This is a genomic window from Aquabacterium fontiphilum (genome assembly GCF_009909205.1).
Lineage (GTDB): Bacteria > Pseudomonadota > Gammaproteobacteria > Burkholderiales > Burkholderiaceae_C > Aquabacterium > Aquabacterium fontiphilum.
Window position 1 is genome coordinate 40709 of record NZ_JAAAPN010000007.1, and the last position, 14835, is coordinate 55543.

Sequence of the window (14835 nt, forward strand, 5' to 3'; positions counted from 1 at the left end):
GCCCGCACGCATGCGCATCATGCGGGCTGATCACCCGGAAAGCCCGTGTTCATCGGGGTTTCCGGGCGATGGGGTTTACTGACAGGCTTCGCAGTCGGGGTTGTCGATGGAGCAGAACTTCACGTCGGTGGCCGGTTCGTTCGCGGCGACCTCGGCAACCGGTGCGCTGCTTGCAGCAACGCCCGTGCCGCCGCCAACATGGCTGGACACCGCGTTGAGATTCGAGCGGCTCACTGTCGACTTCTCGGCATGCGTGGCGCCGATGGTGCGCAGGTAGTAGGTGGTCTTCAGGCCACGCACCCATGCCAGCTTGTAGGTTTCATCGAGCTTCTTGCCCGATGCGCCGGCCATGTAGATGTTGAGCGACTGGGCCTGGTCGATCCACTTCTGGCGACGCGCAGCGGCCTCGACCAGCCATTGCGTCTCGACCTCGAAGGCCGTGGCGTACAGCTGCTTGAGGTCTTCGGGCACGCGGTCGATGCGGCGCAGCGAGCCGTCGAAGTGCTTGAGGTCCATGACCATCACGTCGTCCCACAGGCCCAGCTTCTTGAGGTCGCGCACCAGGTACTCGTTGATCACGGTGAACTCGCCCGACAGGTTCGACTTCACCGACAGGTTGCCGAAGCACGGCTCGATCGAGGCGTCCACACCGATGATGTTGGAGATGGTGGCGGTGGGGGCAATGGCCACGCAATTGGAGTTGCGCATGCCATGCTGGGCGATGCGGCCACGCAGCGCGTCCCAGTCCATCGTGGCCGAGGTGTCGACCTCGACATAGCCACCACGCTGTTCGGCCAGCAGCTTGAGCGAGTCCAGCGGCAGGATGCCCCGGTCCCACAGCGAGCCGCGGTAGCTGCTGTAGCGGCCACGCTCTTCGGCCAGCTCGGTCGAGGCCCAGTAGGCGTAGTAGCAGATGGCTTCCATCGAGCGGTCGGCAAACTCGACGGCTTCCTGGCTGGCGTACGGCACGCGCAGCTGGTACAGCGCATCCTGGAAGGCCATCATGCCCAGGCCCACCGGGCGGTGGCGCAGGTTGGAATCGCGGGCCTTCTTGACGGCGTAGTAGTTGATGTCGATGACGTTGTCGAGCATGCGCATGGCAGTGCGCACGGTCTTCTTGAGCTTGTCGTGGTCGATGCCGCCGTCCTTGATGTGCTGCGCCAGGTTGACCGAGCCCAGGTTACACACCGCGATCTCACCGCCGTTGGTGTTGAGCGTGATCTCGGTACACAGGTTGGACGAGTGCACCACACCGACGTGCTGCTGGGGCGAGCGCACATTGCAAGGATCCTTGAAGGTGATCCAGGGGTGGCCGGTCTCGAACAGCATCGTCAGCATCTTGCGCCACAGGTCGGTGGCTTTCATGCGCTTGAAGGGCTTGATCTCGCCGCGGTCGGCCTTGGCCTCATAAGCGGTGTATGCCTCTTCAAAGGCCTTGCCGAACTTGTCGTGCAGGTCAGGGCAGGAGGAGGGCGAGAACAGCGTCCAGTCGCCGCCTTCCATCACGCGCTTCATGAACAGGTCGGGGATCCAGTTGGCCGTGTTCATGTCGTGGGTACGACGGCGGTCGTCACCGGTGTTCTTGCGCAGCTCCAGGAACTCTTCGACGTCCAGGTGCCAAGATTCCAGGTAGGCGCAGACGGCGCCCTTGCGCTTGCCGCCCTGGTTGACGGCCACAGCGGTGTCGTTGACCACCTTCAGGAAGGGGACGACGCCTTGCGACTTGCCGTTGGTGCCCTTGATGTGGGAGCCGAGGGCGCGTACCGGGGTCCAGTCGTTGCCCAGGCCGCCGGCAAACTTCGACAGCAGCGCGTTTTCCTTGATGGCCTCGTAGATGCCGTCGAGGTCATCGGGCACGGTCGTGAGGTAGCACGACGACAGCTGCGAGCGGCGGGTGCCCGAGTTGAACAGCGTCGGAGTGGACGACATGAAGTCGAACGACGACAGCAGTTCGTAGAACTCGATGGCGCGGGCTTCGCGGTCGATCTCGTTGAGCGCCAGGCCCATGGCCACGCGCATGAAGAAGGCCTGCGGCATCTCGATGCGCTTGCCGTCGGTGTGCAGGAAGTAGCGGTCGTACAGGGTCTGCAGGCCGAGGTAGTCGAAGTTCAGGTCGCGCTCGTGTTTGAGCGCCGCGCCCAGGCGGGCCAGGTCGAACTGGGCGAGCTTCTCATCGAGCAGCTCGGCCTCGATGCCCTTCTTGATGAAGCCGGGGAAGTAGTCGGCATAGCGCGTGGCCATCTCGGCGTGCGTGACCTCTTCGCCCAGGATCTCGCGGCGGATGGTGTGCATCAGCAGGCGAGCGGTGGCGCGGGTGTAGGCCGGGTCGTGTTCAATGCGGGTGCGCGCGGCCAGGATGGCGGCCTTGTAGACCTCGTCCATCGGCACGCCGTCGTACAGGTTGCGCTGGGTCTCGGCCAGGATGGGGCCAGGCTGCACATCGGCGCCCAGGCCTTCGCACGAGGCTTCGATCAGCGATTGAAGGCGACCCAGGTCCAGCGGCACGCGCTGGCCATTGTCGACGACGTGCAGCGTGCTGAGCGTGGCAGCCTGCTGGGCCTCACCTTGCTTGGCGCGCTCCTGTGAACGGCGCTCCCGGTACAACACGTAGGCGCGGGCGACTTCGTGGTGGCCGCCGCGCATCAGCGACAACTCGACCTGGTCCTGCACATCTTCGATGTGGAAGGTGCCGCCGCCCGGGCGCGAGCGCAGCAGGCCGCGCACCACGGCTTCGGTCAGGCCATCGACCGTTTCGCGCACCGACGCGGAAGCGGCGCCCTGGGTGCCGTGCACAGCCAGGAAGGCCTTCATCAGGGCCACGGCGATCTTGCTGGGTTCAAACGAGACGACCGCACCGTTGCGTCGGATGATCTGGTAGGCGGCATAGGCCGACTGACGCGGCTGGGCTGCATCGGCAGCAGCGCCGGGAAAGGCCGACGGGTTAGACGACAGGGTGCTGGGCGTGGACGTTTGCATGTGTATCCCTTTGAAGACGTGGGGCCGGCCAGGGTCAGGACGGCCCGACGAAACGGGTCCCTCCACATGGTCGGAGGGGGAACGACGAGGACACTAGATCTGGTGTTCGGGTTGCGTTTTGGCGCTACCCATAGTGTCTGAGCGGCACTATAACGCCTTTTTACGAGACCGGCGAGGCCGCGTTGTGAACTGCGGGAAATCGCGGAGAGGCATCGTCCGGATGGCGCGTTGCGCAGCGTCGACGCAGGCGTTCAGCTCGTCGAAAAATGTCCGGGAAACCGCTGCGCAGGCCACCCTGCCAGGGTCTGCAGAAGTGACCAGTCAAAGCCGGAGCCAGGGTCGGCCTTGCGGCCCGGCGCGATGTGTTCATGCCCAACGACACCGGCCAGCGGCCACTGATCGTGGATGTCGCGCAACAGGGCCGCGAGCGCGGTGTACTGCGACGGCTCGAACTGCCCGCCTTCAAGGCCCTCCAGTTCGATGCCGACGCTGAAATCGTTGCAATTGTCCCGCCCCCGCCAGCACGATCGACCGGCGTGCCAGGCCCGGTCGCTGACCGAGACGAACTGGATCACCTCGCCGTTGCGTCGGATCAGGAAATGGGCCGAGACTTCCAGCCCGCGAATCTGTTCGAAGTAGGGGTGGGCCGACCAGTCGAGCTGGTTGGTGAACAGCTGGATGATCTCCGGCCCGCCAAACACGCCCGGCGGCAGGCTGATCGAGTGCACCACGGCCAGATCGATCGGGCCGCCCTGGGGGCGCGGTCCGAAGTTGGGCGAGGGATGGCGCGTGGCGCGGCGGTGCCAGCCGGCATCCCAGATTGGCTCAGGCGCTGGCATCGCCATCGGCCTCGGGTTCGAAGCGCTCGCCCAGCGTCACGCCCTGATCGGTTACCTGCACACCCAGCCGCGCCATGCGGTAGCGGATTTGCCGCAACGACAAGCCCAGGCTCGCAGCTGCCGCGGTGCGGTTGAGGCGATGCTGTTCGAGGGCACGCACCAGGATGTCCCGCTCGACCTGATCCAGATGGGATACCAGATCGCTGGGCAGGGGGGCGGCGAGGGGCGGGGTGTCTGCGCTCAGGCGTGCGGAGGGAGTAGGGGCCGCTGGGACACCCGTGGCGTCTGCGGTCGGCGTGCCGGATGCGGCTTGGGGCGAGGCCGGTACCGTCAGGCCGAGGTCTGACGCTGAGAGCGTGACGCTGTTGCTCAATGCCACCGCGCGCTGCAGCAGGTTCTCGAGCTCGCGCACATTGCCTGGAAAGCGGTGAGCGGCGAGCGCCTGCTGCGCGTCGGCGCCCAGGCGCGGCGTGTCGCGCAGGTGGTTCTCTTGCGCCAGGCGCGTCAAAATGCGTTCGCACAGCAGCGGCAGGTCTTCCGGGCGTTCTCTCAGTGCCGGCAGGCTGATCTGGATGACGTTGAGCCGGTAGTACAGATCCTGCCGGAAGCGCTGGGCCTGCACCTCATCGGGCAGGTGTTTGTGGGTGGCGCTGATCACGCGCACGTCCACCGGCGTCTCCTGCGTCCAGCCAATGCCGCGCACGGCCCGCTCCTGAATGGCCCGCAGCAGCTTGGACTGCATGGCCAGGGGAAGATCGCCGATCTCGTCCAGGAACAGGGTGCCACCTTCGGCGGCCTGGAAGAAGCCGATGCGGTCTTCCTGCGCGCCGGTGAACGAGCCCCTGCGGTAGCCGAAGAACTCGGCCTCCAGCAGATGCTCGGGGATGGCGCCGCAGTTGACCGCCACGAAGGGGCCGTTGCGCCGGTCGCTATGGTCGTGGATGGCGCGAGCGACCAGCTCCTTGCCGGTGCCGGATTCGCCTGAGATGAAGACGGGCGCCATGCTGCGTGCGACCTTGTCGATCAGCACGCGTACCTGCTGGATGGCCGGGCTGTGGCCCAGCAGCTGGCGGCCCGCGCCACGGGCGGTGTCCGTTGCTGCCGGGGCTGCCGAAACAGCAGGGCAGGCTGATGACGGTGTGACGACTGCTGCCGTTTCGGACGCGCCTGCTTCCGCAGCGCGGGCATCGGTCTGAGCCAGCGAGCCATGGCGGCCCAGCGCCGAGGCGACCACCTGCCGGAACTGCTTGAGGTCGACCGGTTTGGTCAGGTAGTCGTAGGCACCGGCCTTGAGCGCGCTGACCGCATTCTCGGCCGAGCCGTAGGCCGTGATCACGATGACCTTGTCCTGACGCTGGTGGGCGTCGAGCCACTGGATGACCTCCAGCCCCAGCCCATCGGGCAGCCGCATGTCGGAGATCACGCAGCCGTAGGGGCCTTCCTGCAGACACTGCAGCGCCTCACTCACCGAGCCGGCCGTGTCGACATGGTGGCCCTCGCGCAGCAGCGTGAGCTCGTACAGGGTTCGCAGGTCCGGCTCGTCATCAATGACAAGCAGCTTCTGGCCAAGGGCTGGGGTCATGGGTCGGTCGCAGGCGGCGCGGGCTCCACCGGGAGTGTCAGAAAGAACTCATTGCGGTGCCGCACGGAGGGCGGGTGTTGCCGGTAATCGATGCTGGCGCCATGGCGCTCGCACAGTTCGCGGCAAATATACAGGCCCAGGCCCGTACCACGGCTGCTGGTCGAGAAGAAGGGCTCGAAGAGGGCACGCTCATGCTCGGGCGCAATCGCTTCGCCATCGTTGCTGACCGACACCATGAGCAGGTCATGGCCGGCGTGACCGGGCAGCCAGCGCAGGCTGACCAGCAAGGCCCCTGGGTGGCCGCTGTGGTAGCGCAAGGCATTGTCCAACAGGTTGACCAGCACGCGGTGCAGGTGTTCGGGCTCGAAGCGGGCGCGAATGGCGCGTTGCGCCATCACCTGCGGGGTGTTGCCGAGATCGACCTCCAGCAGGCTGTCTTCACCTTGACCAAGGCCGTGCATGCCACGCCATTCGTTGCAGATGGCTACCACCTGCGCCACCGGTTCGATCAGGGGGGCGGGCGGCCGCACGCCCGGCGCCACGGCCAGAATGTCGTTGACGATGTGTTTGAGGCGGGCCACATTGGCGGCAATCATGCCGGTCAGACGGCGCTGCGTCGGGCTCAGCGGGTCTTCTTCCAGCAGTGCGTTGGCTTGTGCGATGGCCGCGAGCGGGTTGCGGATCTCGTGGGCAATGCCGGCCGACATGCGGCCCATGGCCGCCAGCTTGGCCTGACGCTCGCGTGCGCGCACGGTGCGCAGGTCTTCGAGCAGCACGACGCACATGGCTTCTGCGTGCCGCTCGTCATGGCCCCGCGTGAAGCGCAGTCGCACCCGCAGGTTGCGCACGCTCTGGTCATCGAACCGCAGGGCAAGTTCCTGGCCGTCGTCTTCCGTGCGGCGCTCGCTGGCTCCGCGGTCGATGGCCATCGTCAGCGGGGCCCATGCGGGTACGCCCCGCAGACGAAACGGCGCCGGCTCGGTCATGCCCTGGGCGGCCAGCAACCGCCGGGCCGCCGGGTTGGCCGTGCGCACACGGCCTTGCCGGTCGACCACCATCACGCCGTCGCTCATCTCCTCGATCACCAGGCGATTCAGGCGCGCCTGCTGCCGCGCCATCTCGAGGCTGCCCCGCGCGCTGCGTTCTTCTCGCGCCAGCCGCGTCGAGAGCTCGGAGGCCAGCAGCGCGATCACGAACAGGCCAAAGCCGGTGAGTCCGGCCTGGATCAGCATGGCCGCCGGTTGGGCCTGTCCTTGTCCCTGCACCCAGGCGGCGCTCAACAGCGTGATGGCTGCCGTGGCCACCACCCCGAGCGCCATGCCCCGCCTCAGCAGCACCGCCGCCATCAGCACGGGCAGCACCAGCAGTGCCTGCGAGTTCAGGTTGGGGCCGGTCAGGTGGTGCAGCAGCGCGAAGATGCCCAGGTCGACCCCGATGGTGGCCAGCGCCTGCGAGGCGCTGAGCGCAGCATCGTCACCGGGCCGCGGCTGTCGCATGGCGGGCCAGCTCCAGGCCGCCATGGCCATCAGCGCATGCGTGGCGGCCAGCGCCAGCAGCCAGCCGGGCGGTGCGCTGCCCATGAAGCCGCTGATCAGCATCAGCGTGGCCAGCACGATCGAGACCGCCACGCGGGCGGTCAGGAAGGCGCGCAGGATGCGGTGAAACGATGGCCAGCTCGCCGCATTGAGCGCGGTGCCGGGACGGGCCGCAGCGTCGGCGGGCCCGGGTGCGGGTGTCTGGACGCTGTGCGGCCAGATGCCGGTGCTGTCCTCGTCCAGTGAGCCGAACCAGGAGCCCTGATCCGTGCGGGACGAGGGGTCAGCCATGGGGTGCCCGGTCTGACGATGCCGGGCCCGCCTGGCGGTGGGCCTCGCAGCAGTACCGCTGGCCATCTGCACCCATGAGCGCCTCGTTCTGTGGCAGGTGGATGCCGCAGTGCCCGCAGCGCACCATCAGGCCGTGGGCGGGGGCGCCGGTCGGCGTGCCTGGTGCGTTCGGGCCCTTGGCGTCGGAGCTCTGGGCGGACGGGTGCTGAGCGGGTTGCTCGGGTGGGCGCGGGCGCCACAGCCGGCGCACCGCGGGCGAATACCACAGCCACACCAGCAAGAGCACAAGCAGCAGGTATTTCAGCAACTCAGCCTCCAGAGGTGCGGTTGAGCAGCACTTCGACCACGAAGCGCGAGCCCACATAGGCCAGCAGCAGCAGGCCCGAGCCCGCCATCAGCCACCGCGTGGCCTGGCGCCCGCGCCAGCCGAAGCGCAGCCGGCCCAACAGCAGCATGGCAAACACCAGCCAGGACAGGACCGAGAACACGGTCTTGTGGTCCCAGCGCCAGGGCTGCGCGAACACGGCGCCCAGCAGCAGGGTCAAGGTCAGCATCAGGAAGCCGGCGGCCACGAACTTCATCGTGAGCGACTCCAGTTGCAGCAGGGGCATGCCCAGGGCCTCACCGATCGGCGGCGGCATGGCTGCGGCGGCGCCACCCGGTTCGCGGCGCTGACGCAGCTGGCGCTCAGCGTGCCGCAGGAACACGGCGTGCAGCAGGGCGGCGCCAAAGAGCCCGTAGGCCGCCAGCCCCGTCAACCAGTGCAATGGCGCCCAGGTGCTGCCCGCCAGGGGTTGCGCCTTGCCCGGGAACAGCCACGCCAGCCCCACGGTCAGCAGCGCCAGCACGGCCAGCCAGCGGCGCACGGCCGGCCAGCCCAGGCGCCGGCTTTCCAGCGCGTAGACGGCCAGTACCACCCACAGCGTCATGGACAAGGCGGGGGCAAATCCGAACCGGCTGCTGCTGCCGGCCTCGGGTGGAAACACGTCCAGACCGAGGGCCACGCCCTGCGCCAGCCACCCCAGGGCGAGCACGGCCCAGACGCCACGCTCCTCCCGCGGGGCCGTGCGATGCGCGGCCACCGGCCACAGGGCGGCGACCAAATAAGCCAGGACGGCCAGACCCGACGGCCAGGTTGCATGAAGGGCGGGCGATAAAATCATCCGATCAGTTTAAAAGAGCGCACGCGTCGATTTCATGGCATCGAACCTCACAGAACGGCTGAGCCGGCTCGTCAAGACGATGCGGGGCCAGTCCCGTATCACGGAATCCAACGTGCAGGACATGCTGCGAGAGGTGCGCATGGCGCTGCTCGAAGCCGACGTCGCCCTGCCGGTGGTGCGGGATTTCATTGCCCGGGTCAAGGACAAGGCCCTGGGTCAGGAGGTCGTCTCCTCGCTGACACCGGGGCAGGTGCTGGTCAGCATCGTCCAGAAGGAGCTCGCGGCCACGATGGGCGAAGGCGTGGCCGACCTCAATCTGGCCACCCAGCCGCCAGCCGTGATCCTGATGGCGGGCCTGCAGGGCGCGGGCAAGACGACCACCACGGCCAAACTGGCCAAGCACCTGATCGAAAAGCGCAAGAAGAAAGTGCTGACGGTCTCGGCCGACGTCTACCGCCCTGCTGCCATCGAGCAGCTCAAGACCGTGACCGGCCAGGCCGGCGCCGAGTGGTTCCCGTCCGCGCCGGATCAGAAGCCCGCTGACATCGCCGCCGCAGCCATCGACCACGCCCGCCGCCATTACTTCGATGTGCTGCTCGTGGACACGGCTGGTCGCCTGGCCATTGACGAGGCGCTGATGGCCGAGATCAAGGCCTTGCATGCGCAGCTCAACCCGGTCGAGACGCTGTTCGTGGTCGATGCCATGCAAGGCCAGGACGCGGTCAACACCGCCAAGGCCTTCAAGGAAGCCCTGCCGCTGACCGGCGTGGTTCTGACCAAGCTGGACGGCGACTCGCGCGGTGGCGCGGCGCTGTCGGTGCGTCAGGTCACGGGCGTGCCGATCAAGTTTGCCGGTGTGTCCGAGAAGATTGACGGCCTGGAGGTGTTCGATGCCGACCGCCATGCCGGCCGCGTGCTGGGCATGGGCGACATCGTGGCGCTGGTCGAGGAGGTGCAAAAGGGCGTCGACATGGCCGCCGCCCAGAAGCTGGCCGAGAAGGTGAAATCGGGGGCCGATTTCACGTTCGAAGACTTCCTCATGCAGATCAGCCAGATGAAGAAGATGGGCGGGTTGTCGAGCCTGATGGACAAGCTGCCCAGCGAGCTGGCCGCCAAGGCCGGACAGGCCGACATGGATCGGGCCGAGCGCGACATGCGCCGCATGGAAGGCATCATCAATGCCATGACCGCCAAAGAGCGCCGCCAGCCCGCGCTGCTGATGGATGGCAAGAGCAAGGCCAGCCGCAAGCGCCGCATTGCCACGGGTGCCGGCGTGCAGATCCAGGATGTGAACCGCCTGCTCAACCAGTTCGAGCAGATGCAGGGCATGATGAAAAAGATGAAGGGCGGCGGCCTGATGAAGATGATGAAGCGCATGGGTGGCATGAAGGGCCTGCCCGGCATGGGCCGCTGATACGGCTGCTCACAATCCCGCCGGATAACCCGGATGGCGTTTCCGGCGCCGCCTGTTAGCGTATGTCACTCTCGTGACGTGACGCTGCGCGGGCCTTCAGAAGGCTTGCCGCCTGCCGAATACAGGCAGGCCGCGTGTCGGCGCGACACGCTTGATGCAGAGAAGGCCCGAAGATGGACATGATCTCGATGTGGCCCCTTGTGCTGGCCGCCACGCTGGGGTCGGCCGGCCTGGCCGGTGCCTGGTGGTACCAACGAAGCCGCGTGCGCGCGCATGGGGCGGACGCCGGTGCGCGCGTGGGGCGCGTCCGCGGTCGACGCCGGCCGCGCCGCGCGACCACCGCGCACGACGATGCGCTCGACACCCTGGCCGCCTGGGAGCCCGTCGCCACGCGCGTGCTCAAGACGCCCGAGCGCGAGGCTTATCAGGTGCTGCGCCGCGCGCTGCCCGATCACATCATCCTGGCGCAGGTGCCGCTGGCGCGTTTCATCAAGGTGCCGACTCGCAACTCGTATTCCGAGTGGTTGCGCCGGGTGGGCTCGCTGTGCGCGGATCTGGTGGTGTGCGACATGTCGTCGCAGGTCGTGGCCGTGGTCGAAGTGCGCCCGGGCGCTGGTGGCAGCAAGGACAACGCCCTCAAGCGCCAGGCCCGTATGGACAAGGTGCTGCAGGCAGCCCGCATCCCGGTGCATGTCTGGCTGGAAGGCGCGCTGCCCGGTCCCGCCGTGGCGCGCGAGGCGATTCTCGGTGCGGCCATCCAGACCTCTGGCCGAGCTGGGTATGCCGACCTCAGTGTCGCGCGACGCGACGCCCAGGCTGCCGCGGTGGTGGCGGCCATGCAGGCGCCCGAGGCCGCAGCCCTACCGATGGCTTCAGGGGCGGCGGTAGGCGGCGAGGGCATGGACGTGCGCGAATCGCCACTGGATTTCGACATCGATGCGTGGATGCGCAGCGCACAGCCCGACGAGGCGGAGGGTGATGAGACCGCAGCGTCGGGCGAGCCTGCGCACCGCGAGCCGCCGCCTTCGACTTGGTTCGACGACCTGGACACCGATCCCGCCACCGGTCTGGTGCCGGAGACCCCGATGTCCGGTCAGATCATCCGGCCGCCGATGTTCGAAGACAGGCCCCAGGTCCGACCTCAAGCCCAATCTCACGCCAGAAGAGCTTGAGCGAATTCGCGTGCGCTGAAGGTCTGGAGGTCTTCCAGCTTCTCGCCCACGCCGATGAAGTAGACCGGCACGGGCCGTTGCTGCTGGCGCGACCACAAGGCAATGGCTGCCAGCACGCCGCCCTTGGCGGTGCCGTCGAGCTTGGTGACGATGAGGCCGGTCAGCCCCAGCGTCTCGTCAAAGGCCTTGACCTGTGACAGCGCGTTCTGGCCCGTGTTGCCGTCCACCACCAGCAGAATCTCGTGCGGCGCGCCGTCCATGGCCTTGCCGATCACGCGCTTGATCTTGCGCAGCTCGTCCATCAGGTGCAGCTGCGTTGCGAGGCGGCCTGCCGTGTCGGCGATCACCACGTCGCAGCCACGCGCGCGGCCGGCCTGCACGGCGTCGAACGTGACCGCTGCCGGGTCGCCGCCCTCCTGCGAGACGATCTCCACCCGGTTGCGGTCTGCCCAGACGAGAAGCTGCTCGCGTGCCGCCGCGCGGAAGGTGTCAGCTGCGGCCAGCAGCACCTTTTGCTGCGCATCGGCCAGGTGGCGTGTCAGCTTGCCGATGGTCGTGGTCTTGCCTGCGCCATTGACGCCGGCCACCATGATCACCGTTGGCGTGTGGGCGCCGACCTCCAGGCTGCGCTCCAGAGGCGCCAGCAACTCGGTGATGGCGTCGATCAGCAAGCCCTTGACCTGGGATGGGTCGGTGGCTTTGGCTTCTTTCACGCGGCGCTTGAGGTCGGCCAGCAGGTGCTCCGTGGCCGACACGCCGGCATCGGCCATCAGCAGGGCGGCTTCGAGCTCTTCGTACAGCGCATCGTCGATCTGTGTGCCGGTGAACACCTGCGCAATGCTCGAGCCAGTCTTGCGCAGCCCGTTGCGCAGCTTGTCCAGCCACGAGCGGCGCTCGGGAGCGGGTGGGGTAGTTGCCGCCACGGGTGCCGCTACGGGCGCAGGGGCCATGGGCGGCGCGGCGTCCGGGCGGGGCACGACAGGCGAGGGGGACGACGGTGCCGCGGAGGCCGTGGTGGCAGGGCCCTGGGTCGCCTGGGTGGCTTGGCGGGCCGGCTCGGCCACGGGTGGCACAGCGGGGCTGGCCTCCGCAGCAGGGGCGGGTGCGTTGCCGGCCGGGTCGGCTGCATCCTTGTCCTGGCTGCCCCAACCCAGCTTTTTCTTGATGAAACTGAACATGGGCCCGATTGTAGGCGCCTGGGGTTTCTACAATGCGGGCCATACATGTCTACTGCCCGCGATCCACGCCATCCCCGTTCCACGCGACCCGCTGCCGCAACCCGCCACGCGCCGCACGAGGTGCGCATCATCGGGGGGCAGTGGAAGCGTACCCCTCTCCCAGTGGCCGACGCAGCCGGGCTGCGCCCGACACCAAGCCGGGTGCGCGAGACGCTGTTCAACTGGCTGGGGCAGGATCTGAGCGGCTGGCGGGTGCTCGATGCGTTCGCCGGCAGCGGGGCGTTGGGCCTGGAGGCCGCCTCGCGCGGGGCCGGGCCGGTCTGGCTGGTCGAGCGGGATGCGGGGCTGCTGCGCAGCCTGCAGTGGGTGGTGCTCAAACTCAAGGCCGCCGATGTGGTGCAGCTCCGTCAGGGTGACGCACTGGCGTGGATGCGCCAGCCCCAGGCCCAGGGCGCCTACGACCTCGTCTTTCTGGATCCGCCGTTCGAGGCCGATCTGTTCGATTCGGCGCTGACGGCTGCCCAGGGCTGCGTGCCGGAGGGCGGCTGGATTTACCTGGAGGCGCCGCGCCGCGTCGAAGCGGGGCCGGGACTGCAGTTGCGGCGCAGCGGGCAGGCCGGCGCCGTGTACTTTCACCTTTTCCAGCGTGTGGCTGCGGCGGCGGATGCCCCGTCCGCCTGATGGTCGACGCGTAAACTCATGTCCGCGCCACGCGGCGATGGAGTCCTGATTGACTGTTTCTGCCAAGCTCACCGCCGTCTATCCCGGTACCTTCGATCCCATGACGCTGGGTCATGCCGACCTGATGCGGCGCGCCAGCCAGTTGTGGGACAGGCTCATTCTCGCCGTGGCCGCCGGGCACCACAAGAAGACGCTGTTTTCGCTGCAAGAGCGGCTGGACATCGCCACCGAGTTGGCGCGTGACTATCCCAACGTGGAGGTGGTGGCGTTTTCGGGCCTGCTGCGCGATTTCGTGGTCGGCCATGGCGGCAAGGTCGTCGTGCGGGGCCTGCGCGCCGTCAGCGATTTCGAATACGAGTTCCAGATGGCCGGCATGAATCGGCAACTCATGCCGGATGTGGAAACGGTGTTCCTCACCCCGTCCGACCAGTACCAGTTCGTGTCAGGCACCTTTGTGCGCGAGATCGCCATGCTGGGCGGCGACGTCTCGAAGTTCGTGGCTCCCACCGTGCTGGCCCGCCTGAAGGAGCGCGTGGCCCGCCAGGGCACGTGAGCATCCAGTCCATCCACTGAGGCAACCGAGGCCGCCATGGCACTGAAGATCACCTCCGAATGCATCAACTGCGATGTCTGCGAGCCGGAGTGCCCGAACCAGGCCATCTCGATGGGCGATGAGCACTATGTGATCGACCCGGATCGTTGCACCGAGTGCGTGGGCCATTTCGGTGAGCCGCAGTGCGTACAGGTCTGCCCGGTCGAGTGCATTCCGGTCAACCCGGAACGGGTCGAAACCCAGGACCAATTGATGGCCAAGTACCTGCGCCTGCAGGCTGACGCCAAAACCTCGACCTGATTGGGGCCTCAGGGCCGGACAGGGTAGCGCATGTCGCGCTCCTGTTTCGGCACACGCGCCTTGAACACCCGTTGCGAACGCACGACCGTGCCGGCGTGGCGGTCGTCTGTTGCGGTGGTGGTGGCCGTGCGCGCCCCGGCAGTCTTGCCGGTCGGCTGGGCAACCTGCCGCACGGGGCCATCGATGGCGGTAGCGCGCTCGTCACGCCTGGCGGTGGCTTCCTGGCGTATGCGTCGGTCATAGCGGCGTGCCTCGCGTTGCGCCGTGTCATGTCGATCACGCGCGTCGCGCACCTGCGCCGCGGTGCGTGCGTCGTCGGTGCGCACGGCGCGCGCTGCGTGGCCGCAAGGCAGTTGGCTGTAAGTGGGGGCCTCGCCCGGGCCGCCGTCGCAACGGTATGCCGCATGGGTGGGCAGGGTGATGAGCGCGGCAAGCGCAAAGGCCAGTGCGGGCGTGGGCTGTGGCATGGACCAGTGTGGTGAAGGCGTGTGGCCGCGCTCAGGTGGCTGGATCCTGCGGCGTGGCAGGCCCGGCAGGGCGCGGGGGCTTGGGACGTTGCGGTTGGGCGTGCACGCGGGCAATGGCCTGGGCCATGTCGCCTTGCAGGAAGCAGGGGGTGGCGTCCAGCGCTTGCTGGATGCACTTGTCGATGGCCTCACGTTCGGCGGCCGGCGGCTTGCGCAGCACATAGGCGGCAACTTCGGCCTTCACACCAGGGTGGCCGATGCCCAGGCGCAGCCGCCAGTAACCGGGGTCGCCGAGTTGCGCATGGATGTCACGCAGGCCGTTGTGGCCGGCGTGGCCGCCGCCCTGTTTGAGCTTGACCTGGCCCGGCAACAAGTCGAGCTCGTCATGGGCGACCAGCACCTCCGCTGGGTTCACCTTGAAAAATCGTGCCAGCGCCGACACCGACTTGCCCGAGAGGTTCATGAAAGTCTGTGGCTGCAGCAGCCAGACCGGCCCCTGCGGCGTATTGGCCCGTGCGACCAGGCCGTGATACGCCCGATCGGGTTGCAGCGTGACGCCCAGCTGGCGTGCCAGCGCATCCACATACCAGAAGCCGGCATTGTGGCGGGTGTCTTCGTATTGCGGGCCGGGGTTGCCCAGGCCGACGTACAGGCGAATCATGATGGGTGGCGATTATCCGCAGG

Annotated in this window: 14 protein-coding genes; 5 read left to right on the forward strand and 9 right to left on the reverse strand. The window is 67.7% G+C overall.

Annotation, left to right across the window (positions count from 1 at the left end):
* Window positions 1-75: 75 nt before the first annotated feature.
* The 6 genes from GTZ97_RS09520 to GTZ97_RS09545 all read right to left on the reverse strand — a co-directional run bounded on the left by GTZ97_RS09520 (window position 76) and on the right by GTZ97_RS09545 (window position 8386).
* The gene (locus GTZ97_RS09520) at window positions 76-2976 is read right to left on the reverse strand and encodes a ribonucleoside-diphosphate reductase subunit alpha (RefSeq protein ID WP_161650360.1); all 2901 of its coding nucleotides are present in this window, start codon (window positions 2974-2976) and stop codon (window positions 76-78) included.
* 251 nt (window positions 2977-3227) lie between these two features.
* Entirely contained in the window at window positions 3228-3815 is a 588-nt protein-coding gene (gene ampD, locus GTZ97_RS09525) for a 1,6-anhydro-N-acetylmuramyl-L-alanine amidase AmpD (protein WP_236651116.1), read from the reverse strand.
* Window positions 3802-5397, reverse strand: a complete 1596-nt coding sequence (locus tag GTZ97_RS09530) for a sigma-54-dependent transcriptional regulator (protein WP_161650362.1) — start codon at window positions 5395-5397, stop codon at window positions 3802-3804. The genes ampD and GTZ97_RS09530 overlap by 14 nt, the downstream gene beginning before the upstream one ends.
* Window positions 5394-7223, reverse strand: coding sequence for a sensor histidine kinase (locus tag GTZ97_RS09535; protein WP_161650363.1), 1830 nt, complete (start codon window positions 7221-7223; stop codon window positions 5394-5396). Before GTZ97_RS09535 ends, GTZ97_RS09530 begins: the two co-directional genes overlap by 4 nt.
* Entirely contained in the window at window positions 7216-7530 is a 315-nt protein-coding gene (locus GTZ97_RS09540; RefSeq protein WP_236651117.1) for a PP0621 family protein, read from the reverse strand. The genes GTZ97_RS09535 and GTZ97_RS09540 overlap by 8 nt, the downstream gene beginning before the upstream one ends.
* Window position 7531: 1 nt before the next feature.
* On the reverse strand, window positions 7532-8386 hold the full coding sequence (locus GTZ97_RS09545; protein WP_161650365.1) for a cytochrome C assembly family protein: 855 nt from the start codon (window positions 8384-8386) through the stop codon (window positions 7532-7534).
* 34 nt (window positions 8387-8420) lie between these two features.
* Between GTZ97_RS09545 and ffh the strand changes: the two genes are divergently transcribed.
* Together ffh and GTZ97_RS09555 are read left to right on the forward strand one after the other, a co-directional pair.
* Entirely contained in the window at window positions 8421-9800 is a 1380-nt protein-coding gene (gene ffh, locus GTZ97_RS09550) for a signal recognition particle protein (RefSeq protein WP_161650366.1), read from the forward strand.
* 173 nt (window positions 9801-9973) lie between these two features.
* Window positions 9974-10972, forward strand: coding sequence for a DUF2726 domain-containing protein (locus tag GTZ97_RS09555; RefSeq protein ID WP_161650367.1), 999 nt, complete (start codon window positions 9974-9976; stop codon window positions 10970-10972).
* Here the strand turns inward: GTZ97_RS09555 and ftsY are convergent.
* Window positions 10954-12150, reverse strand: a complete 1197-nt coding sequence (gene ftsY / locus GTZ97_RS09560) for a signal recognition particle-docking protein FtsY (protein ID WP_161650368.1) — start codon at window positions 12148-12150, stop codon at window positions 10954-10956. The two genes, GTZ97_RS09555 and ftsY, sit on opposite strands and share 19 nt — an antisense overlap.
* A 45-nt stretch (window positions 12151-12195) precedes the next feature.
* Between ftsY and rsmD the strand changes: the two genes are divergently transcribed.
* From rsmD to GTZ97_RS09575, 3 genes are read left to right on the forward strand one after another with little or no spacing between them, the layout of a single operon-like run.
* The gene (gene rsmD, locus GTZ97_RS09565; RefSeq protein ID WP_161650369.1) at window positions 12196-12831 is read left to right on the forward strand and encodes a 16S rRNA (guanine(966)-N(2))-methyltransferase RsmD; all 636 of its coding nucleotides are present in this window, start codon (window positions 12196-12198) and stop codon (window positions 12829-12831) included.
* 49 nt (window positions 12832-12880) lie between these two features.
* On the forward strand, window positions 12881-13384 hold the full coding sequence (gene coaD, locus GTZ97_RS09570; protein ID WP_161650370.1) for a pantetheine-phosphate adenylyltransferase: 504 nt from the start codon (window positions 12881-12883) through the stop codon (window positions 13382-13384).
* Window positions 13385-13420: 36 nt separating this feature from the next.
* A complete protein-coding gene (locus tag GTZ97_RS09575; protein ID WP_161650371.1) occupies window positions 13421-13684 on the forward strand; it encodes a YfhL family 4Fe-4S dicluster ferredoxin in 264 nt (87 codons plus the stop codon).
* Window positions 13685-13692: 8 nt separating this feature from the next.
* Here GTZ97_RS09575 and GTZ97_RS09580 read toward each other — a convergent pair whose 3' ends face one another.
* Both GTZ97_RS09580 and pth read right to left on the reverse strand, forming a co-directional pair.
* The gene (locus GTZ97_RS09580) at window positions 13693-14151 is read right to left on the reverse strand and encodes a hypothetical protein (RefSeq protein ID WP_161650372.1); all 459 of its coding nucleotides are present in this window, start codon (window positions 14149-14151) and stop codon (window positions 13693-13695) included.
* Window positions 14152-14182: 31 nt separating this feature from the next.
* The gene (gene pth / locus GTZ97_RS09585) at window positions 14183-14812 is read right to left on the reverse strand and encodes an aminoacyl-tRNA hydrolase (RefSeq protein ID WP_161650373.1); all 630 of its coding nucleotides are present in this window, start codon (window positions 14810-14812) and stop codon (window positions 14183-14185) included.
* Between the last annotated feature and the right edge of the window lie 23 nt (window positions 14813-14835).